Source organism: Siccirubricoccus phaeus, from assembly GCF_008360935.1.
Classification (GTDB): Bacteria; Pseudomonadota; Alphaproteobacteria; order Acetobacterales; family Acetobacteraceae; genus Siccirubricoccus; species Siccirubricoccus phaeus.
The window spans coordinates 103,787-128,700 of sequence record NZ_SRXO01000014.1; the positions used below are offsets into that span (position 1 = coordinate 103,787).

Below are 24,914 nucleotides of genomic sequence, written 5' to 3' on the forward strand. Positions count from 1 at the left end.
GAGCCCCGGCCGTTTCGCCTGTGGGTCCGGCCCATCCCTGGCGGGATGCGGACGGAGCTGGGAGACGAAATTCCCGAGGAGGAGGGAGGGAGGTGAGCCGGCACGGCGGGGACGCCGGCTGGCCCGGGAAACGGCGCGACCCTAGGGACCGCCCCGCACGGCGTCAACTGGCGATGTTGAGGTGCCGTGTCAAGTCTGCGGGCCAAGCGGCGGCCGGAATTCTCCACGCACCCGCGGACCGGCCCGCCCCTTGCCCCGGCGCCGCCCCGCCAGGCGGTGCGAGCCGCCGCTCGCCCCGCGCCTTCCCGGGGCCCCCGCGGCGTTGCGCAGCAACGTCGTGGGGAAAGTCAAAAGGGCTTCACGATCACCATGATGACGATGATGACCATGAGGACCGTCGGCACCTCGTTGGCCACCCGCCAGTAGCGCTCGGAATGCCGCCGCTCCCCCCGCGCCAGGCGCTTGCGGCTGACGCTCAGGTGATGGTGGAAGCCGGTCATCAGCAGCACGCAGAGCAGCTTGGTGTGCCACCAGCCGGCCCGCCAATCCAGCACCCCGGGCGTCAGCACCAGCGTCAGCCCCAGCAGCCACACGGCGATCATGGCGGGGTTCATGATGGCGCGCAGCAGCCGGCGCTCCATCCCCTCCAGCATCGCCGCCTCGGGCGAGTCAGGGGCGGCGCGGTAATGGTTCACGAAGAGCCGTGGCAGGTAGAGCAGCCCCGCCATCCAGGCGATGACGGAGACCAGATGCAGCGCCTTCACCCAGGGGTAGGCAGGCACCAGGACATCGAGGGTCACGTATCCTCGCCCTCGCAGCTTTCGGCGGCGCGGGTGAAGGCCACCCAGGCGCCGCGGACGGAAAGGCAGCCATTCTGCCACTCGCCCTCGAAGACCCGGCCATTCAGGGTGAGCTTGCCCTGGCCGTGCGGATGGCCGGCCCGCATATGCCCCTCATAGGTCAGGCCCAGGCGCCGGATCACCAGCCTGCCTTCCACCAAATGGTCGTTGCGGTATTCGCCCTCCTCCACCGCGGTCAGCTCGCCGGCCTCGTAATGGCTCAGCTTGCCACGGCCCTCCGCCTTGCCGCGCCGCAAGGGGCCCTCATAGACCATCGAACGGTCCTGGCCGCCGACGCGCCAGGAGATCTCGGAACGGCCGGTGCCCTCGGCCGGGCCCTCCGGGCAGGGGCCGGACCAGCGGGCGCGGACATCACTGGAGCCGCCCTGCAGGCCGCCGACCCACAGCCAGCAGCCGCCGGCGCCATCGCTGGCCCAGCCGGACCGGCCGCCGGGGACGACACGTTCCTCGGCAGGCGGGTCGGCGGCGGCCAGCAACAGGACAACCCCGAGGAGGGACCAAAACCGCATGCGCGTCTCCCGACAAGCGCTCGGGAGGGGCCTTGCCCCTCCCGAACCCACCCCACCAAAGGCCGAAGGGCCTTTGAAAACCATGAGTCTTACGACCCGAGCCGTGGCAGCATCACGCCGCAAGGCCGAGCAACTCACCTAACGCTGCCATATCCGCGAAAGGTTCGGCACCCACGGCGGCCAGCACGGCCCGGTCGGTCTCACGGGTGAAGCCCAGCACGCGGCAGCCGGCGGCGATGCCGGCACGGGCGCCCAGCAAGCTGTCCTCCACCACCACGCAAGCCGCGGGCGCGGCGCCGCAAGCGGCAGCGGCCGCCAGATACATGTCCGGGGCGGGCTTGGGGCGGGGGACGTCCTCGAAGCTGAAGACGCGGGTGCCGAACACCGCGGCGAGGTCCAGCCGCCGCAGCTTCGCGGCCAGCTCCAGGCGGGCGGAATTGGAGGCGACGGCCACCGGCACCCCGGCCGCCACCACCGCCCGCACCGCCTCCGGCGCGCCCGGGATCGGCTCCAATTCCGTCAGCATGGCGCCGGCGATGCGGGCGGAGAGGGCCTCGGCCCAGCCGGGCCCCAGGGTGCCGACCCGGGCCTCGATCACCAACATCATGTCCGGCAGCGCCATGCCGAGGAAGGTCTCCCGCGCCTGCTCCCCGCTCATCCGCCAGCCGCGGGCGGTCAGCTCCGCCGCCACCAGGCGGTTCACCAGCCCCTCGCTGTCCGCCAGCACGCCGTCGCAATCGAACAGCACGGCGGCGGGGCGCGGCCGCCTCACGCCGCCACCTGCATGGGCGGCCGGGCCTTGCCATGCGGGCAATCGCCCCAGGGCTTCGGGCATTGCCGCCCGCCGGCGAAGCTGCACAGCGCCCGGCCGCCGCCCATGGCGCCCAGCACCAGCTCCCGCAGTGCGGCGATGAAGCCGGGGTAGTCATTCTGCGTCGGCACCCGGAAATAGCCGGGGATGCCGAGCTTCTCCGCCACTTCCCGGTATTCCACGTCCAGCTCCACCAGGGTTTCCGAATGCTCGGAGACGAAGGCGATCGGGCAGATCAGCACCGCCACCCCGTCATGCGCCGCGCGCTCCAGCGCCTGCTCCGTGCTCGGGCCGATCCATTTCTGCGGGGTGACGCGGGATTGGTAGCAGATGCCGTGATCCAGCCCCTCGATGCCCAGCCGCTCCACCACCGCGGCGACGCTGCGCTCCACCTGCCATTGATAGGGGTCGCCGGCCTTCACGATGCTTTCCGGCAAGCCATGGGCGGAGAAAAGGAGGCGCAGCGCGACGCCTTCCGGCAGCTTCGCCCGCGCATCCGCATAGGCGCGCCGCACCGGGACGGCGGTGGCGGCGGCGAAGCCGGGGTGGGAGTGGTAGCAGCAGAGGGTGACGGTCGGCACCGCCAGCCCCGCCTGCCGTGCCGCCTGCTGCCAGGCCAGCACGCTGCTGCCCGTGGTGGTGGTGGAGTATTGCGGATAGAGCGGCAGCAGCAGCACGGCATCCGGCCCCCAGGCGGCGACGTCCTGCGCCGCCTGCTCGCTGAAGGGGTGCCAGTAGCGCATGGCGATGAAGCTGCGATAGGTCGCCGCCTCCCCGTCCAGCGCCGCGTCCAGGGCCCGGGCCTGGGCCTCGGTCAGTTCCAGCAGGGGGGAGCGGCCGCCGAGGATGGCGTAATTCTCGGTGGCGGCCCGGACCCGCCGCCGGGCGATGAACCGCCCGAGCCAGGGGCGGAGGAAGCCGGGGACGCGGAGGATGGCGGGATCGGTGAAGAGGTTTTCCAGGAAGGGCTGGACGGCCTCCGGCGCATCCGGCCCCCCGAGGTTGAGCAGCACCACCGCGACCCGTTGCATGCCGGCACTCCTGCACCCCCGCCCCGCAGATGTGGTGGCCAGGGCGTGCTGCAAGCGCGGTGTAGCAGCCGGGCGCCCCCGGCCTCAAACCGGGGTGGTCAGGGGCGCTACCCGTCGGCGGCAGTGCCGCCAGATTCCCCTACCGGGGGTGAACCACCCCCCGGAGCCCGGTGTGGGCCGGCAGGTCGAGCAGCAAACTCGGACCGGGGGTCCGGGGCCAGGTCCTGGCCCCGGCGGGGTACAGGGGCAGAGCCCCTGCCGGCCGCCCGCGGTGAAGTCCCGCCTTTCAGTTCCGCGGCGCGGCGATGGGCGGCAGCGGCGAGGCCTGCACCCCGCCCGGCGCCGGCGTCATCTGCGCAGGCGGCGGCGCGGCCGGGGCGGGCTCGGGTCCCGGCGCCACGCCCTGGCCGTAGCGGATCAGCGCCGCCCGCAGCGGGTCGGCGCCCGGGTTGTAGACCTGCATCGAGATCACGATCTGCCGCGGCCCGACCTCCTGCCCGTAATAGGCGCGGTTCCACTCGCTGCGGGCGCTGAGCAGCGAGCCTTCCAGCGCCAGCCCGGCGAACAGCCCGCGGGTGCGGGCGATGGCCAGGATGTCCGCCCCCACCGCCGCCGTGGTGGATCCCTCCACCCCCGCCCCCACCGTGGCGAGGGCGAGGGACAGGTCGGCGCCGAATTTGAATTGGCTGTCGAGGACGGCGGTCAGCCCCTTCTCGGTGAAGATCAGCATCAGCACCTGGGCGTCCTGGATGCCGAATTGCAGGCCGAAGCTGCCGGAGGCGAGGCCGTAGAAGGCCGGCGAGGACCAGGAGCCGGCGGCGTCGCGGGCCAGCAGCACGCAGCCCCCGCCCTCACCGCCGAAGAAGAAGCCGGCGCGGAAGAGCTGCGGGCAGACCATGGCGGCGCGGGCGCGGCGCAGCAGGCTGCGATTGTCCTCGGTGCCCGGCCCGGTGCCCAGGATCTCCTGCACCGTCAGCGTGGCCTGGTCCACCAGCGCCTGCGCCTCCCCCTGGCTTTGCGCCCGCGCCGGGGTGACGAGGAGGGGCGCGGCGAGGAGCAGGGCCGCCAGCAGCAGGGCCCGCATGGCCGGCGCCTCAGCGCAGCGGCGGCAGGTTGCCGCGCTGCACCGGGCCGCTGCCCAGCACGGTGCCGGGGGCGGGGGTGCCATAGCCCGCCGCTGCCGGCGGGGCAGCGTAGCCGGCGGGGCTGCCATAGGCCGGCTCCGGCGGCGGGGCCGCGGCGGCGGCCGGCGCGCCGGAGCCGAAGCGCATCAGCGCCGCCCGCAGCGGATCGGCGCCCGGGTTATGCGCCTGCATCGCCACCACGATCTGCCGGGCCGAAACCTCCTGCCGGTAGTAGCTGCGGTTCCACTCGCTGCGGGAGGAGAGGATGGAGCCTTCCAGCGTCAGCCCGGCGAAGAGGCCGCGGGTGCGGGAGAAGGCCAGGATGTCCGCCCCCACCGCCGCGGTGGTGGAGGCTTCCACCGAGCCGCCGATGGTGGCGACGGCGATGGAGGCATCCGCGCCGAGTTTGAACTGGCTGTCCAGCACCGCCGTCAGCGCCTTGTCGTTCATGATGAGCAGCAGGATCTGCGCGTCCTGGATGCCCGCCTGCAGGCCGAAGCTGCCGGAGCCGATGGAGTAGAAGGCCGGCGAGGACCAGGAGCCGGCGGCATCCCGCCCGACCAGGACGCAGCCCCCGCCCTCCCCGCCGAAGAAGAAGCCGGCGCGGAAGATGCGCGGGCAGATCAGCGCGGCGCGGGCGCGGCGCAGCATGCGCGCGGCGTCCAGATGGTCATGGCCGTCGGAGAGCATGTCCTGCACGGTGAGGGTGGCGCGGTCCACCAGCGCCTGCTCCTCCCCGCCGCTCGGGCGGCCGCCTGCGCAGCCGGCCAGCCCGGCCAGGGTGATGCCGAGAATAATAAGACGGCGCATGAAGCCCCCCCGCCAAGCATCGGAATTTCCGCGCTTGTATCCGGTTATGCGTCCGCTGTCCAAACTTCCGGATCGGATCAGCCCGGCGGCGGGGTCCAAGGCTCCTCATTCACCGTCGCCACGCGCCAGTCTGCGCCATGCTTTTCCAGCCGGGTCAGGCCCAGATTGCGGATGGAAAAGACCAGCGCTTGGTGCGGCGTGAGCCCCAGCGCATGCGCCAGGGCGGCGCGGATGGAGCCGCCATGGGCGATGATCACGATGTCTTGTCCGGCATGGGTCTCGGCCAGCCGGTCCAGCACCGGGGCGACGCGGGCCTGCACCTCAGCGAAGGATTCGCCGCCCGGCGGGCGCTCCTCCGCGGCATGCGGCCAGAAGGGGTGGGGCTTGTGGCGCAGGCGCTCGGCCAGCGCCTCATGCGGAATGCCCTGCCATTCGCCGAGATACTGTTCCGCGAGGTCCGGCTCGGTGGCGAGCGGCGCTTCCGGATAGCCGGCGGCGAAGATGGCGGCGGCGGTCGCCCTGGTGCGGGCGAGGTGGGAGGTGACCCAATGCGCCGGCCGCGGCAGCCGCCCCGCCAGCCAGCGATAGAGCGCGGCTTCCTGCTGCAGCGCCAGCTCGCACAGGGCGACATCCATGGAACCGTAGAAGGTGAGGCGGGCGGAGGGCTCCACGAGGGCGTGGCGGATGAGGAAGAGGCGGGTTTCGGGCATGTCCCCCGGATGTAGCGCCGCCGCCCCCGGGGCGGAAGCGCGCGCCCCCGGCAAAGCCTGTGCCTCCTGTTGTCCGGCCGCGGCTTCGTCGCGGCAGGCTGTGCGGACCTGGGGCGCAATCCGGGGCCCCATGAGCCGCACAGCGGCTTCATGGGGAGTTCCCCTTACTCTCCGATATTCAGCAGCGCCCCCTTCACCCGCGCCGCCTGGAATTGCCGCATGAACACCCAGCCCATCGCCACCAGCCAAGCCGCATCCAGCACGAAGGCCCAGCCCAGATGCGCCCAGGCGATCGCCCCATCCAGCAGCGCCGCCCGCATCCCCTCGAACACATGCGAGGCCGGCAGCGCCAGGGCCAAGGGCTGCAGCCAGGCGGGCAGCACCGCCACCGGGTAGAAGACGCAGGAAATCGGCGCGATGCCGAACAGCACGGACCAGGCCAGCGTCTCCGCCCCCGCGCCGTAGCGCAGCAGCAGGGAGGTGACGCCGAGCGCCACCGCCCAGCCCATCAGCAGCAGCGCCAGGAAGAAGGCCACCACCACCGGCCCCATGCGGAACAAGCCGAAGGCGTAGAGCAGCCAGGCCAGCAGCACCGCCGGCGCCACGCCCACCACCACGCGGATCAGGCTCATCGCCATCAGCGCCGCCACCAGCTCCCGCGGCCGCAGCGGGCTGACGAAGACATGGCCCAGGTTGCGGGACCAGATCTCCTCGAGGAAGGAGATGGAGAAGCCCATCTGCCCGCGCAGCGCCACCTCCCACAACAGCGCGCCGCCCAGCAGCGCGGCGGCCGCGAGGCTCGCGGTATTGGCCTGGATGCCGGCGACATAGGCGGTGACGAAGCCCCACACCACCATCTGCAGCACCGGCCAGTACATCAGCTCCAGCAGCCGGGGCCAGGAGCGGCGGTAGAGCGCCAGGTGGCGATAGACCAGCCCCCAGATGCGGCGCAGCGCGGCGCGGTTCATGGCCCCTCCCCCATCATTTCCCCTCCCCCGTCACCCCTTCCCCCGTCACCCCCTCCCCGCCTCAGGCCGCCGCGGCGCGCTGGCGGCCGCGGGCGATGTCGAGGAAGACCTCCTCCAGATCCTCCCGGCCGTATTTCGCCAGCAGCGCGGCCGGGCTGCCCGCATCCACCACGCGGCCCTGCTTCAGCATCAGCACATGCCCGCCGGGGACGCCGCAGAGTCGCTCCACCTCCGCCATGTTGTGGCTGGCCAGCAGGATGGCGCAGCCGCTCTCCGCCCGGTAGCGCTCCAGCAGGCTGCGCACCCAATCGCCGGTATCGGGGTCGAGGCTCGCCGTCGGCTCGTCCAGCAGCAGCAATTCGGGGCGGTTGATCAGCGCCTTGGCCAGCGCCACGCGGGTCTTCTGCCCGGCGGAAAGCTCGCCGGCCGGGCGGTCCAGCAGCTCGGTGAGCTGCAGCTCCTCGGCCAGCTCGGCAATGCGCTGCTCGGTCCGCGGCACGTCGTAGAGATGGGCATAGACCCGCAGATTCTCCGCCACGCTGATCCGCGCCGGCAGGGCGATGTAGGGCGAGGAGAAATTCATCCGCGCCAGCGCCGCGAACCGGTCCCGCGCCATGTCGTGGCCGAGGCAGGAAACGCGGCCGCCGGAGGGCACCAGCAGGCCCAGCAGCATGGCGATGGTGGTGGTCTTGCCCGCGCCATTGCCGCCCAGCAGCCCCCAGGTGGCGCCGCGCGGCATGCGGAACGTCAGGCCGTCCACCGCCGGGGGGCCTTCGGGCCGGTAGCGCTTGGTCAGCGCCTCGGCCTGGATCGCGTCACTCTCCATCGGGTCGATATGCGCGCCTCTGCTGCTGGCGCCAAGCGGGGGATGGGGCTTCGCCCCCAGCAGGGGGCGCTGCCCCCTGCACCCCCGCCGGGGGGAAGGCTTCCCCCCAAACCCCGCCCTGAGACTCCCTCCCTCATGCGAGCGACGGCTGCGTCCGGCGTGTTGCAGGCCGCGGCCAAGTCCGGTTACGGGGACGCTGGCGCTTGCGGCGGGGGGGGGTCGGGACAGTGGCAGGACAGGCCATCACCTTGAGGCTCAGGATCCAGGATCCCTTCCCAGGCGTCGCTTACAGCCTGCAGAACAAGAAGAGCGAGCCGGTCGGGCAGGTCATCGCCGGCGATGCCCCGATCGCATTCGATGTGCCGGTGCGGGTGGCGCCAGGGCCAAAGTTCCAGGGGGATTTTGTCCGCAGCGAAGGGGCCGTCAGGCGCTTCGTCTACATCGCGATCGGCGAGCAGGCCGGGCAATCTCCGTCAGCATGGAGCCGGCGCGCCAAGATCGACATCCATCTGCTGCCCGCCGAGCTGCTGGAGAGGGCCCTGGCCGGCGAAATTCTGAAGGCCGAACTCCCGGGCAAGGCCAAGGACGGCGGCCCGGCCTGCGCCACATTGCGCCCGATCGGAGACTGGCGGGTCGCCGAGTGACCCTGGCCAGGTGGCGGGGCCAGGTGGCGGGGCCAGGTGGCGGCGGCCAGTGGCGAAAGACAGGGCGCCGCCCGTGACGCACGAAGCCCCGGCCATGCGTCAACCGCGCGGCCGGACCAGCGCGCCTTCGAACAGGGAAATCCCCATTTCCCACCCCCAGCCGATGGCCGCAGCATGGTCGGCGCCGGCCAGCACCACCGCCTCCGGCCCTTGGGGCAGGCAGGCGGCCAGCCCGCCCGGCAGGCGTTGCGCCGCCAGCGGCAGCCCGGGGGACCAGCGCAGCCGCAGCAGGGAAAGCCCCAGCCTTTCCGGCGGCAGCAGCGGCAGCGCCGCAAGCTCCGCCACGTCCAGCGCCACGCGGTAGCCGCGCGCCCGGCAGAAGCCGGCGGCGAAGCGGAACCCTTCCGGATCGGCCAGCGCATCCTCGGCGGCGAGCGACACCACCACCTGGCCCCGCCCGGTGCTGCCCAGCAACCCGTCGAGGCGCAGGAATTCCGGGCTGCCGATGCTCTCCAGCGCCAGGCCGATGCCGCAGGGGCCGCGCCGCCGCACCTCCTCCGGCCGCGCCAGCTCCACCAGCAGCCGCCGGTCCAGCAGGCGGGAGAGGCGGCGGAGCAGCCAGGGGGAAAGCGCCGGGTCCGCCCCGCCCAGCAGCGCGCCGCGCAGCTCCTCCAGCGCCGGGCGCCATTCTTCCCACAGCATCTCCGCCCCTGCGCCATCCGCCACCAGCCGGCAGACCGGGCGGCGGCGGAGGAAGCGGGCCAGGCTGGCCTGGCCCAGCGCCTGCTCCAGCGCGGCGAGGTCGGCGGTGGTGAACTCCCCCTCCGCCGGCGCCGGGGCGGGGGCGAGGACGGCGCCGAGCCCCGCCTCGGCCGCGGCCAGCAGCGCCGCCGCCTGCTCCGGCAGGCGCAGCAGGGCGAAGGGCGGCGGCGCGGCCTCGGCCTCCGCCGCATCGGCGGCGAAGAGGGTGGCCAGGGCCTGCTCCGCCGCCGCCAGATGGCGGGTGAAGGGCGGCGCCACCAGCACCAGATCGCCATGCGGCAGCTCGAAGAGCTGGGCGCGGGAGGCCTGCAGCAGCGGCTCCAGCGCTTCCCGCACCAGCCGGCGGTGGTGCGGCTGGTTCCAGGCCGGGCCGAGATCGGAGAGGCGGAGATGCAGCGCCCGCCGCACCACGCCGGCGGCGACGACGCCGCGGACGAGCTGCGCCAGGGCCAGCGCATCCCCCGGCCCGTTGCGGCCGAGGCTGGCGAGGCCATTGGGTAGGGTGCCGGGCAGGTCGGGCGCGCGGGGGATCATGCGCGCCGCCGGCTCAAGGCGGGGTGGGCTGGCCGCGGCCGGCGGGGCACGCATGGCTCCATCCGCGCCGCCCGGGCGGCGGGTTCGGACGAGCCGGCCGGTCGAGCGTGCTCGGGGACCACCCATGTCATCCGGGCGATGGGTCGGGGCGGAACCGGCCGGTCGAGCGTGCCTGGGACCACCCAGGCCGCACGGGCGATGAATTGCGGCGACCCCGGCCGGCCGGGCACGCACGGGACCACCCAAGCCGCATGGGCGACGAGTTGCGGCGACCCCGGCCGGCCAGGCACGCACGGGATCACCCACACCGCCTGGGCGACGGGTTGCGGCCCCGGCCGGCCGGAGCCGCATGGGATCACCCAGCCGGCCGGGCGACGGGTTGCGGCGCCCGGCCGGCCGGGCACGCACGGGATCGCCCACGCCGCCCGGGCGACGGGTTGCGGCCCCGGCCGGCCGGGCACACGCCGGCTCATCCCGGCGGCTCCAGAACCGGGCCGGACAGGGCGGCGAGGCCCAGCCGCGCGGCGAATTCCAGCGCCGCCGGCCCATCCGCCGCGGTCAGCACCAGCCGGGACGGGTCGGCGCGGCGCAGCGCCGCCAGCGGGGCGCGATCCTCCAGCGCCGGCGTCCAGCGCAGCAGCAGCAGATCGGCCGGCAGGGCGGCCAGGTCGAAGCCGGGCAGCGCCGCCGCATCGGGGCCCAGCAGCGCCAGCCCCCAGCCGGCGTCGGCCAGAAGCTGCCGCACGGCGCCGAAGCCGGACGCGGCCAGCGCCGGCAGCGGCAGCACGCCATGCAGCCCGGCCCGGCCCGGCGGCAGCTCCACCCCGGCCCGCAGCGCGGCGCGCGGCAAAGGCAGCAGCCAGAGGCCCGGGAAATCCCCCGCCCAGGCGGCCAGGGAGGGCAGCAGCCTTGCCGCCAGCCGGTCCTCCGCATGCCGCAGCAGGTCCGGGTCCGCGCCGGGCCGGCCGAGCGCTGCCGCCAGCGCCGGGCGGGAGAGGCGCAGCCGCAGCCCGGCCATGGACGGCGCCGCCCCGCCGCCGCGGCCCGGCTGCGGCCGCTGCAGCTTCCGGCTGCGCAGCAGCTTCTCCGGCGCCAGCCGGCCGAGCAGTGCATCCAGCCCCGCCAGCCCCGGCAGGGCAGCGGGCGCCGCCGGCGGCTGCGGCGGCACCAGGGCGCGCTCGGCCCAGGCCAGCAGCGCCGGCGCATCCCGCGGCAGCAGCCAGGGCGCGGCGGGCGGCGCCCCCGCCAGCGCCCCGAGGCTCTCCGCCGCGCGGCGCACCAGCCGGGGCAGGCCGCCCAGCAGCAGCAGGCTGCCATCCAGGGTCTCGAAGACCTGGCCGCTGCCGGCCTCCGCCGCCTCGGCCAGCAGGGTGCAGGCCATGCGCCGCCGCGCTGCGGAGCCCGCCAGCGCCCCGAGCGGCGGCACCACCAGCGCCATCCGCCCGTCCAGCCGTGGCAGCAGCCGCGCCAGCGGCGGCAGCAGCGGCGCCGGCGCGGCGGGGCGGATCGGGTCAGCCAGGCTCACATTCATGCGCAATCCTTGCGCGCAGGGGTTGAGATGCGGTGCAGCACGACGGAAACCCGGCTAGGCTCGCCGCAGATGGTCAATGAAACCCTAAGCCCCGGCCGCCTGCCGCCGGGCCAGCGTGTCTATGCCATCGGCGACGTGCATGGCTGCGACCGCCGGCTGGCGGCCCTGCACAAGCGCGTCGCCGCCGATGCCCGCGCCTATCCGGCGCCGGAGATCACGCTGCTGCATCTCGGCGACTATGTGGATCGCGGCACGGACAGCGCCGCGGTGCTGGAACGGCTGCTGGGCCCGCCGCCGGTGCCCGGGGCGAAGGTGGTGAACCTGCTCGGCAACCATGAGGCGATGATGCTGGCCGCCTGCGAGCCCGATGCGGGGGAGGAGGCGATGGGCCTCTGGCTGCAGAATGGCGGCGCCGCGACGCTGAAGAGCTACGGCGCCCGTGCCGGCGCGGCCTGGGCCGAGGTGCCGGAGGACCATCTGGAGCTGCTGCGCCGCCTGCCGCTCTCCCACCGCGCCGGGGAGTATCTCTTCGTTCATGCCGGGGTGCGGCCGGAGGTGCCGCTGGAGCGGCAGGATGCGGCGGACCTCATCTGGATCCGCGAGCCCTTTCTCTCCTACGCCGGCGCGCTGCCCTGGGTGGTGGTGCATGGGCATACCCCCTCGCGCGGCCCGGCCATCCTGCCGCATCGCATCGGCATCGACACCGGCGCCTGTTTCGGTGGCGACCTGACCTGCCTGGTGCTGGAGGGGGAGAAGCTGCGCTTCCTGGTGGAATAGATCCCCATGGCGGCGCTGGTGTCCCGCTTCCGCAGTCCTGCGGACTTCGTTCTCGGGCCACCAGCTTTTGATTTCAACGGCCTGCTTGTCCGCGGCGTTCGCTGGAAATCCAGCGAACTTCGCGGGCAGGACACCAGGCGCCGCCACGAGAGCCCCGGGGCGCTGGTGGTCCCCCTGGCGCGGCAAAGCCGCGCCAGGACGGCGGACGGTGGGGTTGCAACCGCGGGCCGCAGGTCCGGCCGGCCCGGCTTGCCGGAACCGTCCGGCCCCCCGGGTCAGGCATGCGAGGGCAGAAGCAGCGCATCCTGGGAAGCCGCCGCGCGAGGGCCCGGGGTGCCGGCCTAACCAGCCCGGCGCGGCAACCCCCGCGCCAGGCAAAGGGGCGGCGCGAGTTGCGGCGGCGGCCCGGCCGCCCTGGCCCGAAGGCCGGGCCTGGCCTCAGCCCGCGGGAACCGGATTGATCCCGAGACGGGGCGCGCTGGCCGCCTGACTCTGGCAACCGCCGAACCCGGCGGAATCGGTGGCCCCGGCCGGTTTTCCGCACGCTTGGCGTGTCCGTGGCTTGCATCCGCCGCCCGCCCTGCGCTACCGCAGCACGATGCATGGCCCGGCGCCCGGGACCGGGGTCGTCCCCAGCGGTCCCGCCCCCTCCGATCTCGCCGAAGCTGTCCGCCTGCTGCGGCGCGGCGCGGTGCTCGTCGTTGGCGACGCCATGCTGGACCGTTACGTGTTCGGCCGGGTGGAGCGGGTCAGCCCCGAAGCCCCGGTGCCCGTGCTGGCGGTGGAACGCGAGGTGGCGCTGCCCGGCGGCGCCGGCAACGTGGTGCGCAACCTCACCGCCCTCAGCGCCGCCACCGCCTTCGTCTCCGTGGTGGGGGACGACCAGGCGGGCAGCGACCTCACCGGCCTCATCGGCGGCCAAGCCGGGGTGGAGCCCTGGCTGCTGGTCCAGGGCGGCCGCGCCACCACCACGAAAACCCGCTTCGTCGCCGCCGGCCAGCAGATCCTTCGCGCCGACCATGAGGTGGTGGCGCCGATCCATCACCGCCTGGCGGACCGGCTGATCCGCATCGCCACCGATGCGGTGGCGGCGACCAAGGTCATGGTGCTCTCCGATTACGGCAAGGGCGTGCTGGCCGGGGATACCGCGCAGCGGCTGATCACCGCCGCCCAGGCCGCCGGCCGTCGCGTGGTGGTGGACCCGAAGGGCGGGGATTGCGCCCGCTTCGCCGGGGCGGACCTGATCCTGCCGGATGTCGCGGAACTCGCCGCCGCCACCGGGATGGCCGTGGGCAGCGCGGCGGAGATCGCCGCCGCCGCCGGCGCGCTGCGCTTGGCGCATGGCTTCGGCGCCGTGCTGGTGCTGCGCGGCGAGCAGGGCGCGACCCTGGTGGCGGAGGCCGCCGAAGCGGATCTGGTGCAGCATTACGGCGCCGATGTGGTGGAGCTGGTGGACCCGGCCGGCGCCGGGGATGCGCTGCTGGCGGTGGTCGCCACTGGCCTCGCCGCCGGGCTGGCGCTGCCGGTGGCCGCCCGGCTGGGCGCGCTGGCCGCCGGCGTCGCCTTCGGCAAGGCCGGCATCGCCGTGGTGCGGGAGGATGAGTTGCTGGAGATGCTGATCCCCGGCCGGGTCGCGCGGCGCAAGCTGGCCAGCCGCACCCAGGCGGCGGAGCGGGTGGAGCGCTGGCGCCGGGCCGGCTGGCGCGTCGGCTTCCTGGCCGGCGCCAGGGCGGCCTCCCGCCCCGGCCTGCTGGCCGAGGCGCGGGGCTGGTGCGACCGGCTGGTGATCGGGCTGCCGGACGAGGAGCCCAGCGGCCCCGCCTTGGCCGAGGCGCCGGAGATCGACCTGGTGGTGCCCTATGGCGCGCCGGGCCCGGTTGAGCTGATCCGCCTGCTGCGGCCGGATGTGCTGGTGCAGGACCCGGGCCGGGCGCCGGAGACGGTGGCCGGGGGCGAGCTGCTGCAGGAATGGGGCGGCACCATCCGCCGCGCCACCGCCGAGGCCGAGCCCGCCTGATTTCTCCCCATGGCGTGGCTGCGCAAGGCCAGGGGCCCGTGGCACCGCCGGGCAACGTCCTGCGGGAAAGCCGCGGCATTTCTTCCACCACCGCTTCATCCGGCGCCTGAGCTGCGCTAGAGCGAGCCTGCATTCACGCGGGGATGGCATGTCCGGAACGCAGATTCGCCTGATCGCCCTGGGCTTCGGCCTTTGCCTGCTGGCCGGCCCCGGCCTGGCGCAGAACGCGTCGCGGGGCGCTGCGCCGGCCGCGCCGCCGCCGGCCCCTGCGGCCCCCGCCCCTGCGGCCCCCGCCCCGGATTCGCCGGAACGCACCACGGCGGTGTTCGGCGACTGGACCGTGCAATGCGTCACCCGGGCCCAGACCGGGCGGGTCTGCGAAATGGTGCAGGGCACCCAGAACCAGCAGCAGCAGCCGGTCTCCGTGCTGGCCATCGGCCGCCTGGCCCGGGCCGAGCCGATGCGGCTGGTGGCGCGGCTGCCGGTGGCGGTGCAGGTGGCCCAGCCGGTGAAGCTGAACCTGGAGGGCGACCCAGGGCTGACCTTGCCCTTCCGCTACTGCAACACCAACCCCGTCGGCTGCTTCGCGGAGCTGGAGCTGCGCGACGAGGCGGTGCTGCGCCGGCTGCGCAGCCGCAACCCGGAGCAGGGCGGCAAGCTGGAATTCAGGGACCCGACGGGGCAGGCCGTTTCCATTCCTGTCTCCTTCCGCGGCTTCGCCGCCGCGCTGGAGGCGTTGCAGAAGGAAGGCTAATTCCCCGCCACGTCGCGGGGGCCCCTGGAGGGCGCGGCCTGCCTGGTGTTTCGCGCCGGCCGCGTCAGCGCAACGGGCAGCGCGGTTGCGCCCGGGCGCAGATGCCCGGTGCGGCGCCCCGTTCCTGCACCGCGATCCGGGGCCGTCGCGCAGGCTGTTCCGGATGGCCACTTTCCTGGCGCCCGCACAGCCCGCAGCGGCAGGCCACATCGGCGCAAGAGGCAGCGCGGTTGCACCCGGGCGCAGATGCCGGTGCGGCACCCTGTTCCTACACCGCGATCGGGGCCGTGGCGCAGGCTGTTCCGGATGGCCGCCTTCCCGGCGCCGGCACAGCCCGCAGCGGCAGGCCAGTTCGGCGAGCGGCGGCACATCCGGCAGCGGGACGCGCAGCGCCCGGCGCCGCGCCCTATTCCAGCACCGCGATCTGCTTGCGCTTGATCAGCTCGAAATCGATCTCGGCGCCGAGGCCGGGCGCGGTCGGCGCCTGCACCAGCCCGTCCCGCCCCACCTCGATCTCCTTCGCCAGCCCGTATTTATGCGCGCCGTCGGGCAGCAGCACCTCGAAATAGGTGGTGTTGCGGATGGCGCAGCAGACATGCAGGTTCGCCACGTTGTTCAGGCTGTTGCCGCCGTGATGCACCTCATAGGTCATGCGGAAGGCCTCGGCGAGGTGGGCGGTCTTCAGCAGCGTCGTGATGCCGCCCTTCACCGCCACGTCGCCGCGCAGATAATCCGTCGCCTGCAGCATGATCCAGGGCGCGTAGCTTTCGAGGCCGGCCTGCGGGTACTCCGTCGCCATGATCGGGATGTCGAGCTTCTGCCGCAGCTTCACGTAATTGGTGATGTCCTGGTCGTGCAGCGGGTCCTCGTACCAGAGGAAGCCCAGCTCCTCGATGGCGCGGCCGACGCGGATGGCGGCGGGGAAGTCGTAGGACCAGGTGCTGTCCAGCATGATGGTGTAGTCGTCGCCGACGGCGTTGCGTACCGCCTCGCACACCTTGATGTCGGTCGGCGGGTGCTGCGGCGGGTGGATCTTGTAGGCGGCCCAGCCGGCATCGCGGAAGGCGACCGCCTCCTCCGCGTAAGCCGCTTCGCTGTCCAGCACCTGGGAGGACGCATAGGCCGGAATGCTGTGGCGGGAGGTGCCGATCAGCCGGTGGATCGGCATGCCCGCCGCCTTGCCGGCGATGTCCCACAGCGCGACATCGACGGCGCCGATGGAACGCACGGAGATGAGGCGCGACATCGGCCAGAGCCTGGCGTTGATCGCCTCCCGGTCCAGCGGGTCGCGGCCCAGCAGCAGGGGCTTCAGGAAGCGGATCAGCCCCGGCCCGTCATTCGCCGCGGTATGCGTCGCGCTGCCGAGGAAGGCGTGGCCGGTGATGCCCTGATCCGTGCCGATGGAGAGCAGGCCAAGGGCCGAAGAGCCGGTCTCCAGCTTCGAGGCGGCATGGTAGCGGGTGGGCGGGATGCCGTCCCAGGCGAACAGGGTCAGCGAGACATGGTCGATGCGCATGCGGTGGTTCCTCCCGCGTGCAGGCTAGAGCAGATCGCCGGAGGGCGGGATCGCCCGGAGGCGTGAATCTGCTCTACAATCCATGAGCTAGAGCGGTTTCGCGCTGCACAGTCAGCGTGAAACCGCTCTAGCAGGCATCGGGACGTTTGGCGGAGTGCGTCCAAGAGGTGCAGGCCCTACTTAATCCGCACCTCCGTCGCCTCGATGATCCGCCGCCAGATCGGCGCGTCATGCGCGATCATCGCCGCGAATTCCGCCGGCGTGCTCCCCACCGGCTCATAGCCCACGCCGCGGATGAGCTGGCTCGGCCCCGGCCGCCACACCGCCTCGCCCATCGCCTTGCCCAGCGCCTCGACGATCCCCGGCGGCGTGCCGGCGGCGACGAACATGCCCTGCCAGATCTGCGGCTCGAAATGCGCGATGCCGAGCTCGGTCAGCAGGGGCACCTCCGGCAGGTAGGGCGCGCGGCGCGGCCCGGTGACGGCCAGCGGCCGCAATTGCCCGGCGCGGATGAACTCCCGCGCCGAGCCGGCATCGATGAAGGCGCAGCAGATCCGCCCGCCCAGCATCTCCGAGATCAGTTGCGAGGTGCCGGTATAGGGCACCGGCTCCGCCTCCAGCCCGCTCTCCCGCGCCAGCAGCATGCCCTGCAGGTGGGAGGAGGAGCCGTAGCCGTAATTGCCGAAGAGCAGCGGCTGCCGCGCCGCCCGCGCCGCCGCGACGAATTCCTGCAGGCTCTGCGCCGGCATCTCCGCCCGCACGGCGAAGACCGCCATGGCGGCGGTGATCTGGGAGACGGGGATGAGGTCGCGGCCGATCTCATAGGCCAGGCTGCGATCCAGCATCGGCCCGATCAGCGTGCCGGAAACGGTGGAGAGGATGGTGGCGCCGTCCCGTCGCGCCTGCATGACGCGGGAAATGCCGATCATCCCGCCGCCGCCCGGCACGTTCTCCACCACCACGGGCTGGCCGAGGATCTCCGCCAGGCTGTCCTGCAGCCCGCGCGCCACGGCGTCCGCGGCGCTGCCCGGCGGGCTGTTCAGCACCAGCCGCACCGGCCCGGGCAGGGCCAGGCCGCCGGGCGGCTGGCCCTGCGCCCAGGCGGCGCCGGCGCCGGCAGCCAGGGCCAGCGCCAGCAGGGCGCGCCGGATGAAACGCTGCATGCCTTCCCTTCCTCCCCCTTCCTCGTGCCGGCGCGGCCGGTCCAGCCGGATGGCACAGGCTGCGCTGGCTGCCGCAGCGCGGCCTTCACGCTGGCCGGTTCCGCCCGCGCGCCCCTGCCCCGGGCCCGGCGGCCGCGCCGCCACCCGCGACCGGCTCAGGCCGCCACCACCTCCGCCGCGCGCAGCGCCGGCGCCACCTGCTCGGCGAAGAGCCGTACCGAGGCCCGGGCATCCGCATGCGCCAGGCTGCCGAACATGAAGCTGCCGATCAGGTAGTTCAGCCCGCCCTCGGCGATCTGCCGCGCCAGCTCCGCCCGCACCGTCTCCGCCGTGCCGGCGACCGCCTGGCGGCTTTCCAGCAGCGCGTCGAATTCCGGGGGCAGCTTGGCATTCACCGGCTGGGTGCCGTGCTTGTGCCAGAGCTTCATGAAATTGCGGTAGAACACCGGCCAGGCGGCACGGCCCAGCGCCTGCGCCTCGCGGTCCGTCTCGGCGACGATGATGTAGCGGTTCACCCCGATCAGCGGCAGCGGCCCGCCTTCCGGATGCGCCACGGCCCATTCCGCCCGGTAGCGGTCGGTGATGGCGCGGATGCGCGCGACGGGCCCGCCGCAGACGATATTGGCGCCGCGCTGCGCCGGCCACACGGTGGAGTCCGGCGAGGCGAGGGCGTACCAGAGCGGCGGGTGGGGCCGCTGATAGGGCCGCATCTCCACCGGCACGTCGTGGAAGCTCCAGTAGCGGCCGGCGAAGGTCAGCGACTCCTCGGTGAAATAGGCCTCGAGGATGCGGAAGGCCTCGGCATACATCGCCGCCGCCGCCGCCGCATCGACGCCGAGCGCCTCCAGCTCATGCGGGGAGGCGCCGCGGCCGATGCCGAATTCGAAGCGGCCATGGCTCAGATGGTCGAGCATGCAGATCTCCTCCGCCAGGCGCAGCGGATGGTGGACCGGCAGCAGATAGACCAGCGGGCAGAAGCGGAGACGGGAGGTGCGCTGGATCAGCGCCGAGAGGAAGACGCCCTGGGAGGGGGTGGTGCTGAGCGGCGTGATGTGGTGCTCGCTCATGTGGTAGCAGTGGAAGCCCAGCTCGTCATAGAGCTGCACCAGGCGGATGCGCTGCTCGTATTGCTGCGCGAGTTCCAGGCCGCCGCGGTCGTTCTGGTCGAAGATGCCGAATTTCACCTGGCCCTCCCTTGCCGCCCGTCCCTCGGGGATGCGGCGTCACGGGGCGCGGCGCCCTGCCCTTGACCGCCGGCCTGTTTTCAATATGGTTGAAAGCGTTTTTCCTTGTTGTATTTGAGGGGACGGCCTGGGCGCTGTCAACGCTCACCTCCCCAGGGAGCCGCAGAGGGCATGGAGGCGCCGAAGGACCGCAGGGGCATCCACTCCGTGGAGGTGGCCCACCGGGTGCTGGCCGCGCTGCAGGCCAGCCCGAAGCCGCTGCCGCTGAAGCAAATCGCCGCCCAGACCGGGCTGAGCCCCAGTGCCGCCAACAACTACCTGGTCAGCCTGGCCCGCACCGGCCTCGCCGTGCCGGATGAGCGGGCGGGGCATTACCGGCTGGGGCCCGGCGCCGTCGCGCTCGGCCTCAGCGCCATCCGGCAGATCGACGGCTATGAGATCCTGCGGCGGGAGGTGACGCTGCTGCGCGACGCCACCGGCCTCAGCGCCGCGGTCAGCAGCTGGACGGCGGATGGGCCGGTGAGCCTGTTCACCGAGCCGGGCGACAGGCTGGGCGTCTACGATCTGCGGACCGGGCTGCTGGGCATGCAGGCGACCGCGGCCGGCCGCCTCTTCGCCGCCTGCCTGCCGGAGGCGGTGACGGCGCCGCTGCTGGCCCGCAGCGGCCTCGGCGCCGACGAGGCGGCGGGCTTCCTCGCCGCGGCGCGGCGGGAATGGCAGGCGGCGGGCTATGTGGCGGTGCGGCGGGAGGATGGGACGGGCTATGTCGCCATCGCCATGCCGGTCTGGGACTGGCAGGGCAGGCCGCGCTTCGCGCTGAGCGTCATCGGCGCCCGCACCACCCTGCCGACCGCCCCGGACAGCCCGGCCGTGCTGGCGCTGCGGGCCCGGGCGGCGGCGGCGACCGGGGCGCTGGGCGGGGCGGCGCCGGGCGAGGGCGCGGCCGGGTGAGGCGGTCGGGCGCGACGCCCATGGCCCGGCGCGTTCCTGGCCTGATCCCACCCGGAACGGCCGGCCCCGCCACCGTCGCCACGCCATCAACATCCCGCGGCGGGCCGCCAAAACGCCGCCCCGGGCTGGCCTTCCGCCGGGTGCCGCGGCCAGAGTGGGGCGCATGACCACGCTCCTCGCCGATATCGGCGGCACCCATGCCCGCTTCGCCCTGCTGCCGGAAGGCGGCGCGCCCACAGCGCCGGTGAAATACCGGCTGGACCACTTCCCGGACATCGCCACCGCCATCCGCCAGGCCCTGGCCGGCCAGCCGATGCCCAGGGCGGCCCTGCTGGCAGTGGCCGGGCCGGTCAGCGGCAACAGCGTCACCCTCACCAATCGCGGCTGGGTGGTGGATGGAGCGGCACTGGCGCCGCTGCTCGGCATCCCGCGGGTCCGGGTGGTGAATGATTTCGCCGCCCTCGCCTGGGCGCTGCCGGATCTGGCCGGGGCGGATCTGAAGCCGCTCGGCGGGGCGGCGGCAGTGCCGGGCGCGCCCATGGCGGTGCTCGGCCCGGGCACCGGGCTCGGCGTCGCCGCTTTCCTGCCGCCGGGCCGGGTGCTGGCCAGCGAGGGTGGGCATGCCAGCCTCGCCGCCCACACGCCGGAGGAGGCGGCGGTGATCGCCACCCTGCGGGGGCAGCACGGCCATGTCTCGGCGGAAAGGCTGATCTCCGGCATGGGGATCGAGGCGCTGCACGCGGCGCTGGGCGGCCCGCCCGGGCTGCGCGCGGCGGAGGTGACGGCCCGCGCCCTGGAGGGCGGCGATGCCCTCAGCCGCCGGGCGCTGACCATGTTCTGCGCGCTGCTCGGCAGCTTCGCCGGGGATGTGGCGCTGATGTTCGGAGCCCAGGGCGGGGTGTTCATCGGCGGCGGCATCTGCCCGCGCTTCCCGGATTTCCTCGCGGCTTCTCCCTTCCGCGCCCGGTTCGAGGCGAAGGGCCGCTTCCAGCCCTGGCTGGCGCAGGTGCCCACCTGGCTGATCCTGCGGCCGGACCCGGCGGTGCTGGGCCTGGCTGCCCTGGCCCGGCAGGCGGGCTGAGGCGGGGGAAGAGGGACGCCCCATGGCCGCGGCATGGCTGATGCTGCGCCCGCATCGGCCGTTGCCGCCCTCTGCCCTGCCCAGGCCTCCCGCCCCGCTCCGGCATGGCCGGGGCCGGCCAGCACCGGACGGGACGCCAACCAGGCCCGAGACCCGCGACCCGCCTGATGCCGCATCGCACGTGCCCCACGCCCAGCCCAGGCACGCCAGCACGGCCGGAATCCGCCAGAGGACCAGGCCGGAACGCCGATCAAGGCCGGAGACCCGCGACCCGCCTGATGCCGCACCGCACCTGCCCGACGCCCAACCGCGCCTCGCGCCCTGGCCCCCCGGCATGGCTGGGGCCCATCCAGGGACGGGCTGGCGCGCTGGCCAGGGCCCGATACCCATGGCATAGGCTGATGCTGCGCTGCACCAAGGGACCGCCCGATGCCCCTCTCCGAGCCCGGACGCCGCGAACTCCTGCACCTGCGCGACATCCAGTTGCGCGGCTGGCAGCGGGGGGACGGGCTGTTCGACATCGAGGCCCATCTGCTCGACCGCAAGGCCTATGATTTCGAGAATGACGACCGCGGCATGATGAAGGCCGGCGATCCCCTGCATGGCATGTGGATCCGCCTGACCATCCGGGACGACATGGAGATCGTGGCCTGCGAGGCTTCCTCCGACCACACCCCCTATGCGCTCTGCCCCGGTGCCGCGCCGAATTTCGCCCGGCTGGCCGGGCTCAGGATCGGCCCCGGCTTCAACCGCGCGGTGAATGAGCGGGTGGGTGGGGTGCTGGGCTGCACCCATTTGCGGGAAGTGCTGGCGCAGATGGCGACGGTCGCCTTCCAGACCCTCTACCCCATCCGGGCGCGGAAGGAGCGGGAGGAGGCGGCGCGGATCGCCGCCGCCGGCGGCACCGTGCCGCAGCGGAAGCCGGAGCTGGTCGGCACCTGCATCGCCTATGCGCCGGACAGCCCGGTCACCCTCGCCCGCTGGCCTTGGCTTCGCTCCCCATAAAGCCGTGCGGCGGCTTTATGGGGGTCCCGGGGAGGCGCTGGACGCCCGGCGCTTCGCACAGCAAGGCCGCCAGACGCCGAAGCGGCATCGCGGCCCTCCCTGGATTCCTGGGCCGGAACGTTACCTTACCTTGCCTGCAACCTGGACCTCAAGCGCAGCAGGGGATGGGCAACCTCCTGTTACGTCCCGCGCCGGCCGGGCGGAGGCGGCAGGGGCGCGTAGGATTCGGTTGCCGTCCCGCGGCCGAATTGGCCACGATCCTCCGGCAGCTCCGCGGGCGCCACCTGGCCCGGCGCGTCCATCGGCGCCGGCGCCGCACCCGGCATGCCGTCCCAGGGCGTGCCGTGCAGCAGGGCAAGCGGCAGGGCCCGCTCCGCCGGGCAGGAACAGACGGCGCTGCGGTCGGCCAGCAGGTTCGGCATGGTGGCCTGGTCGCAGAAGGGACAGAGCACGGTCTCCAGCCGGGCCTGCTCCGGTTCGGCGCTTTCCCCCGGCACGAACCTGCCCTGCTTCGCCATGACCGCCGCCTCCTTCGCTCGCCCTGGCTTCAACCGCCGGCATGGCTGGCGGTTCGGCGGAGCGCGGCGGCCTCGGGCGGGTGGCCGGGGATCCGGCGGATCATGCGGCGGGCTGCCGCGCCCGGCGCCGCATGGCAGCCCGCCAGGGTCCTGCTTGTCCGCTCCGTTCGCGGCCAGGACGCCGGAGCGGGACGGTCAGGCTCCGCTCACCGTTCCTGCCCCAGCTCATTGTTGCGATCGCGCGATTCACGGGTTCGGTCGATTTTGGCCTGAACCGATCACGCTCCAGCCCCGCGCGCCGGTGCGGCCCGGATGGCCGGCGAACGGCCCCCGCCGGCCGCCAGGCTCAGTTGAGCTGGGAGAGATCCTCCGCCAGGACTACGATCTGGATGGCGTAGGAGACCTCGCCATCCTCCACATCGCGGTGGACGGTGCCGATGAATTCGCTGCCGACGAACATCTCCACCGAGGCGTTGCGGCGCTGGGGCGTGGCCAGCTTGATCCGCTCATTGCCCAGCATGCGGCGGAGATGCGCCTGCACCGCGGCGAGTTCGGCAGGGGTCATGGCTCGCGTCTCCTGGGTCTGAAGCCGGCGGTCCCATAGCCCCGGCGCGGCGGGGCCGCTACCCCCGGGCGGTGCTGCCGGCCGCGGCCTCCTCCGGCGTCAGCAGCCGCAGGGAAAGGGCATGCAGCCCGCCGCCGAATTCCGCCGCCAGCGCGGCATGCGCGGCGCGCGACCGGGCGAGGCGGGACATCCCCGCGAAGGCCGGGCTGACGACCAGGACGCTGAAATGCGTCTCTCCGCCCGGGGCGGCGCCCGCATGGCCGGCATGCCGCGCGCTGTCATCCGCCACCCTGACCTCGGCGGGCGGGAAGGCGGCTTCGAGGGCAGCGGCAAGGCGTTCGGCGCGGCTCGGCATGGCGGCAATCTCGGGGGCCCGGCCCCGCCGCGCAAGGGAGGCCCGGCTTGCACGCCCGGCAGGGGGCGCCCATAACTTGCCGATGCCCCCCCGCCGCGGCACAGCCCCCGAACCGGCAGACCCGGACCAGGCGTCGCGTCCCTGCGACGCCCCCGGCTGCCCGGAGGCCGGCCTGTACCGGGCCCCGAAATCCCGCAGCAACCTGAACGAATATCTCTGGTTCTGCCTGCCCCATGTGCGGGAGTACAACGCCGCCTGGGACTACTACAAAGGCATGGCGCCGGCCGAGATCGAGGCCAATCTGCGCGCCGACACCGCCTGGCAGCGCCCCACCTGGCCGCTCGGGCGCCTCGGCGGCCACCGGCGCTTCGACCCGGAATTCCTGCGCGACCCGCTCGGCCTGCTCTACGCCACGCCGCTGCATGCGAAGCGCACCCGCCCGGCCGAACGCCGCGCCGAGGCGCCGCCGGAACTCCGCGCCGCGCTCGACGTCCTCGGCCTGGAGTGGCCGGTGGAGCCGCCGGCGCTGCGCGCCCGCTACAAGGAACTGGCCAAGCGCTACCACCCGGACGCCAATGGCGGCGACCGGGGGGCGGAGGACAAGCTGAAGGATGTGAACCGGGCCTACAGCCTGCTGCGCCAGCGCCTGGGCCGCGGCGGCACGGCCCCCGCCGCGGCGGCGGAATGACCCCCTTGAAGTCCGGGGCCTTGGCCCGGGGCTCGCCGAAATCCCGATTGCCCGGGTAGCCTGTTCCGCAGGCCTGCCCTAGAGTCACCCCTGAGAAGAAGCTTGAGCGGATGCCGATGACCAAGGTCGCCACACTCGCCGAAATCCGTCCCACCTCGGCGATCAATGCCCCGGACACCACCGTGAAGGCGCGGGAGGCGTTCGGCATCGACACCGACCTCGAAGTGCCGGCCTTCTCCGTGCGCACCGAGCATGTGCCGGAGGTGGACGAGACCTACCGCTTCGACCGGGAGACCACGCTGGCGATCCTGGCGGGCTTCGCCAATAATCGCCGCGTCATGGTCCAGGGCTATCACGGCACCGGCAAGTCCACGCATATCGAGCAGGTGGCGGCGCGGCTGAACTGGCCCTGCATCCGCATCAACCTCGACAGCCACATCAGCCGCATCGACCTGATCGGCAAGGACGCGATCGTCCTCAAGGATGGCAAGCAGGTGACGGAGTTCCGCGAGGGCATCCTGCCCTGGGCCCTGCAGCACCCCTGCGCCCTGGTGTTCGACGAATACGATGCCGGCCGGCCGGATGTGATGTTCGTCATCCAGCGGGTGCTGGAGGTGGAGGGCAAGCTCACCCTGCTCGACCAGAACAAGGTGATCCGGCCGCACCCCTATTTCCGCCTCTTCGCCACGGCGAACACGGTAGGCCTGGGCGATACCACCGGCCTCTATCACGGCACCCAGCAGATCAACCAGGGCCAGATGGACCGCTGGTCCATCGTCGCCACGCTGAACTACCTGCCGCATGCGCAGGAGACGCAGATCGTGCTGGCGAAGATGGCCGCCGAGGGCGACCCGAGGATGAAGAAGCAGGTGGAGGCGATGGTGGCGCTGGCCGACCTGACCCGCGCCGGCTTCATCGCCGGGGACATCTCCACCGTGATGTCGCCGCGCACCGTCATCACCTGGGCGGAGAACACCCGCATCTTCGGCGATGTCGGCTTCGCCTTCCGCCTCACCTTCCTCAACAAGTGCGACGAGGCGGAGCGCGGCACGGTGGCGGAGTACTACCAGCGCTGCTTCAACGAGGATCTGCCGAGCGGCAGCCTGCTGAAGAAGGCGGGGTAAGCTGCCGCGCACCTCGCCCGGGGAACGCCGCCGCATCTTCGCCAGGTGGACTTGGCTTGGGGCGGCGGCCGGGGCAGTGAATGGTGGGCTGCGCGC

General features: G+C 73.4%; 26 protein-coding genes. 9 read left to right on the forward strand and 17 right to left on the reverse strand.

The window, feature by feature from the left end; translation table 11 throughout:
- Positions 1–347: 347 nt before the first annotated feature.
- The 9 genes from hemJ to E5N76_RS19280 all read right to left on the reverse strand — a co-directional run bounded on the left by hemJ (position 348) and on the right by E5N76_RS19280 (position 7,649).
- A complete protein-coding gene (gene hemJ / locus E5N76_RS19240; protein WP_149538942.1) occupies positions 348–800 on the reverse strand; it encodes a protoporphyrinogen oxidase HemJ in 453 nt (150 codons plus the stop codon).
- Positions 797–1,369 carry an MORN repeat-containing protein gene (locus tag E5N76_RS19245; RefSeq protein WP_149538943.1) on the reverse strand — a complete coding sequence of 191 codons (573 nt, stop codon included), beginning with the start codon at positions 1,367–1,369 and terminating at the stop codon, positions 797–799. Before E5N76_RS19245 ends, hemJ begins: the two co-directional genes overlap by 4 nt.
- A gap of 112 nt (positions 1,370–1,481) precedes the next feature.
- Positions 1,482–2,141 (reverse strand): HAD family hydrolase, encoded by a 660-nt coding sequence (locus E5N76_RS19250; protein ID WP_149538944.1) that lies wholly within the window; start codon positions 2,139–2,141, stop codon positions 1,482–1,484.
- Entirely contained in the window at positions 2,138–3,211 is a 1,074-nt protein-coding gene (gene hemH, locus E5N76_RS19255) for a ferrochelatase (protein ID WP_149538945.1), read from the reverse strand. The genes E5N76_RS19250 and hemH overlap by 4 nt, the downstream gene beginning before the upstream one ends.
- Before the next feature lie 286 nt (positions 3,212–3,497).
- Positions 3,498–4,295: a lipid-binding SYLF domain-containing protein gene (locus E5N76_RS19260; protein WP_149538946.1), complete on the reverse strand. Its 798-nt coding sequence runs from the start codon at positions 4,293–4,295 to the stop codon at positions 3,498–3,500.
- Positions 4,296–4,305: 10 nt separating this feature from the next.
- A complete protein-coding gene (locus tag E5N76_RS19265) occupies positions 4,306–5,145 on the reverse strand; it encodes a lipid-binding SYLF domain-containing protein (protein WP_149538947.1) in 840 nt (279 codons plus the stop codon).
- Between the two features lie 77 nt (positions 5,146–5,222).
- The gene (locus tag E5N76_RS19270) at positions 5,223–5,855 is read right to left on the reverse strand and encodes a histidine phosphatase family protein (protein WP_149538948.1); all 633 of its coding nucleotides are present in this window, start codon (positions 5,853–5,855) and stop codon (positions 5,223–5,225) included.
- Between the two features lie 164 nt (positions 5,856–6,019).
- Positions 6,020–6,823, reverse strand: a complete 804-nt coding sequence (locus E5N76_RS19275; RefSeq protein WP_149538949.1) for an ABC transporter permease — start codon at positions 6,821–6,823, stop codon at positions 6,020–6,022.
- Positions 6,824–6,884: 61 nt separating this feature from the next.
- Complete coding sequence (locus tag E5N76_RS19280; RefSeq protein WP_149538950.1) at positions 6,885–7,649, reverse strand: ABC transporter ATP-binding protein; 765 nt, start codon at positions 7,647–7,649, stop codon at positions 6,885–6,887.
- Positions 7,650–7,897: 248 nt separating this feature from the next.
- Here E5N76_RS19280 and E5N76_RS19285 point away from each other — a divergent pair, with 248 nt between their 5' ends.
- Positions 7,898–8,293 carry a DUF5990 family protein gene (locus E5N76_RS19285; RefSeq protein ID WP_207792023.1) on the forward strand — a complete coding sequence of 132 codons (396 nt, stop codon included), beginning with the start codon at positions 7,898–7,900 and terminating at the stop codon, positions 8,291–8,293.
- Between the two features lie 99 nt (positions 8,294–8,392).
- Here the strand turns inward: E5N76_RS19285 and E5N76_RS19290 are convergent, their stop codons facing one another.
- Both E5N76_RS19290 and E5N76_RS19295 read right to left on the reverse strand, forming a co-directional pair.
- The gene (locus E5N76_RS19290) at positions 8,393–9,643 is read right to left on the reverse strand and encodes a hypothetical protein (RefSeq protein ID WP_149538952.1); all 1,251 of its coding nucleotides are present in this window, start codon (positions 9,641–9,643) and stop codon (positions 8,393–8,395) included.
- A gap of 415 nt (positions 9,644–10,058) precedes the next feature.
- Complete coding sequence (locus E5N76_RS19295; protein WP_149538953.1) at positions 10,059–11,120, reverse strand: hypothetical protein; 1,062 nt, start codon at positions 11,118–11,120, stop codon at positions 10,059–10,061.
- Between the two features lie 69 nt (positions 11,121–11,189).
- Here E5N76_RS19295 and E5N76_RS19300 point away from each other — a divergent pair, with 69 nt between their 5' ends.
- From E5N76_RS19300 to E5N76_RS19310, 3 genes are all read left to right on the forward strand, one after another.
- On the forward strand, positions 11,190–11,897 hold the full coding sequence (locus tag E5N76_RS19300; protein ID WP_149538954.1) for a metallophosphoesterase family protein: 708 nt from the start codon (positions 11,190–11,192) through the stop codon (positions 11,895–11,897).
- 598 nt (positions 11,898–12,495) lie between these two features.
- Positions 12,496–13,914, forward strand: coding sequence for a bifunctional heptose 7-phosphate kinase/heptose 1-phosphate adenyltransferase (locus tag E5N76_RS19305; protein WP_149538998.1), 1,419 nt, complete (start codon positions 12,496–12,498; stop codon positions 13,912–13,914).
- A gap of 148 nt (positions 13,915–14,062) precedes the next feature.
- Entirely contained in the window at positions 14,063–14,668 is a 606-nt protein-coding gene (locus E5N76_RS19310; protein ID WP_149538955.1) for an invasion associated locus B family protein, read from the forward strand.
- Between the two features lie 406 nt (positions 14,669–15,074).
- Here the strand turns inward: E5N76_RS19310 and E5N76_RS19315 are convergent, their stop codons facing one another.
- The 3 genes from E5N76_RS19315 to E5N76_RS19325 all read right to left on the reverse strand — a co-directional run bounded on the left by E5N76_RS19315 (position 15,075) and on the right by E5N76_RS19325 (position 18,531).
- On the reverse strand, positions 15,075–16,184 hold the full coding sequence (locus E5N76_RS19315) for an enolase C-terminal domain-like protein (protein ID WP_149538956.1): 1,110 nt from the start codon (positions 16,182–16,184) through the stop codon (positions 15,075–15,077).
- A 176-nt stretch (positions 16,185–16,360) separates the two neighbouring features.
- Complete coding sequence (locus E5N76_RS19320; protein WP_149538957.1) at positions 16,361–17,347, reverse strand: tripartite tricarboxylate transporter substrate binding protein; 987 nt, start codon at positions 17,345–17,347, stop codon at positions 16,361–16,363.
- A 155-nt stretch (positions 17,348–17,502) separates the two neighbouring features.
- Positions 17,503–18,531, reverse strand: a complete 1,029-nt coding sequence (locus E5N76_RS19325) for an LLM class flavin-dependent oxidoreductase (RefSeq protein ID WP_149538958.1) — start codon at positions 18,529–18,531, stop codon at positions 17,503–17,505.
- Between the two features lie 171 nt (positions 18,532–18,702).
- Between E5N76_RS19325 and E5N76_RS19330 the strand changes: the two genes are divergently transcribed.
- The 3 genes from E5N76_RS19330 (at position 18,703) to E5N76_RS19340 (ending at position 21,568) form a co-directional block, all read left to right on the forward strand.
- Positions 18,703–19,482, forward strand: coding sequence for an IclR family transcriptional regulator (locus tag E5N76_RS19330; protein WP_149538959.1), 780 nt, complete (start codon positions 18,703–18,705; stop codon positions 19,480–19,482).
- A 163-nt stretch (positions 19,483–19,645) separates the two neighbouring features.
- Positions 19,646–20,563, forward strand: coding sequence for a glucokinase (glk, locus tag E5N76_RS19335; protein ID WP_149538960.1), 918 nt, complete (start codon positions 19,646–19,648; stop codon positions 20,561–20,563).
- A 429-nt stretch (positions 20,564–20,992) separates the two neighbouring features.
- The gene (locus tag E5N76_RS19340; protein WP_149538961.1) at positions 20,993–21,568 is read left to right on the forward strand and encodes a DUF2889 domain-containing protein; all 576 of its coding nucleotides are present in this window, start codon (positions 20,993–20,995) and stop codon (positions 21,566–21,568) included.
- A 179-nt stretch (positions 21,569–21,747) separates the two neighbouring features.
- Here the strand turns inward: E5N76_RS19340 and E5N76_RS19345 are convergent, their stop codons facing one another.
- The 3 genes from E5N76_RS19345 to E5N76_RS19355 all read right to left on the reverse strand — a co-directional run bounded on the left by E5N76_RS19345 (position 21,748) and on the right by E5N76_RS19355 (position 23,006).
- Positions 21,748–22,086, reverse strand: a complete 339-nt coding sequence (locus tag E5N76_RS19345) for an SPX domain-containing protein (protein WP_149538962.1) — start codon at positions 22,084–22,086, stop codon at positions 21,748–21,750.
- Positions 22,087–22,432: 346 nt separating this feature from the next.
- Positions 22,433–22,651, reverse strand: coding sequence for a DUF3126 family protein (locus E5N76_RS19350; RefSeq protein ID WP_149538963.1), 219 nt, complete (start codon positions 22,649–22,651; stop codon positions 22,433–22,435).
- Between the two features lie 58 nt (positions 22,652–22,709).
- Positions 22,710–23,006 carry a BolA/IbaG family iron-sulfur metabolism protein gene (locus tag E5N76_RS19355; protein ID WP_149538964.1) on the reverse strand — a complete coding sequence of 99 codons (297 nt, stop codon included), beginning with the start codon at positions 23,004–23,006 and terminating at the stop codon, positions 22,710–22,712.
- Positions 23,007–23,088: 82 nt separating this feature from the next.
- Here E5N76_RS19355 and E5N76_RS19360 point away from each other — a divergent pair, with 82 nt between their 5' ends.
- Both E5N76_RS19360 and cobS read left to right on the forward strand, forming a co-directional pair.
- Entirely contained in the window at positions 23,089–23,694 is a 606-nt protein-coding gene (locus E5N76_RS19360; protein WP_149538965.1) for a J domain-containing protein, read from the forward strand.
- A 116-nt stretch (positions 23,695–23,810) separates the two neighbouring features.
- The gene (cobS, locus tag E5N76_RS19365; protein WP_149538999.1) at positions 23,811–24,818 is read left to right on the forward strand and encodes a cobaltochelatase subunit CobS; all 1,008 of its coding nucleotides are present in this window, start codon (positions 23,811–23,813) and stop codon (positions 24,816–24,818) included.
- Positions 24,819–24,914 lie beyond the last annotated feature (96 nt).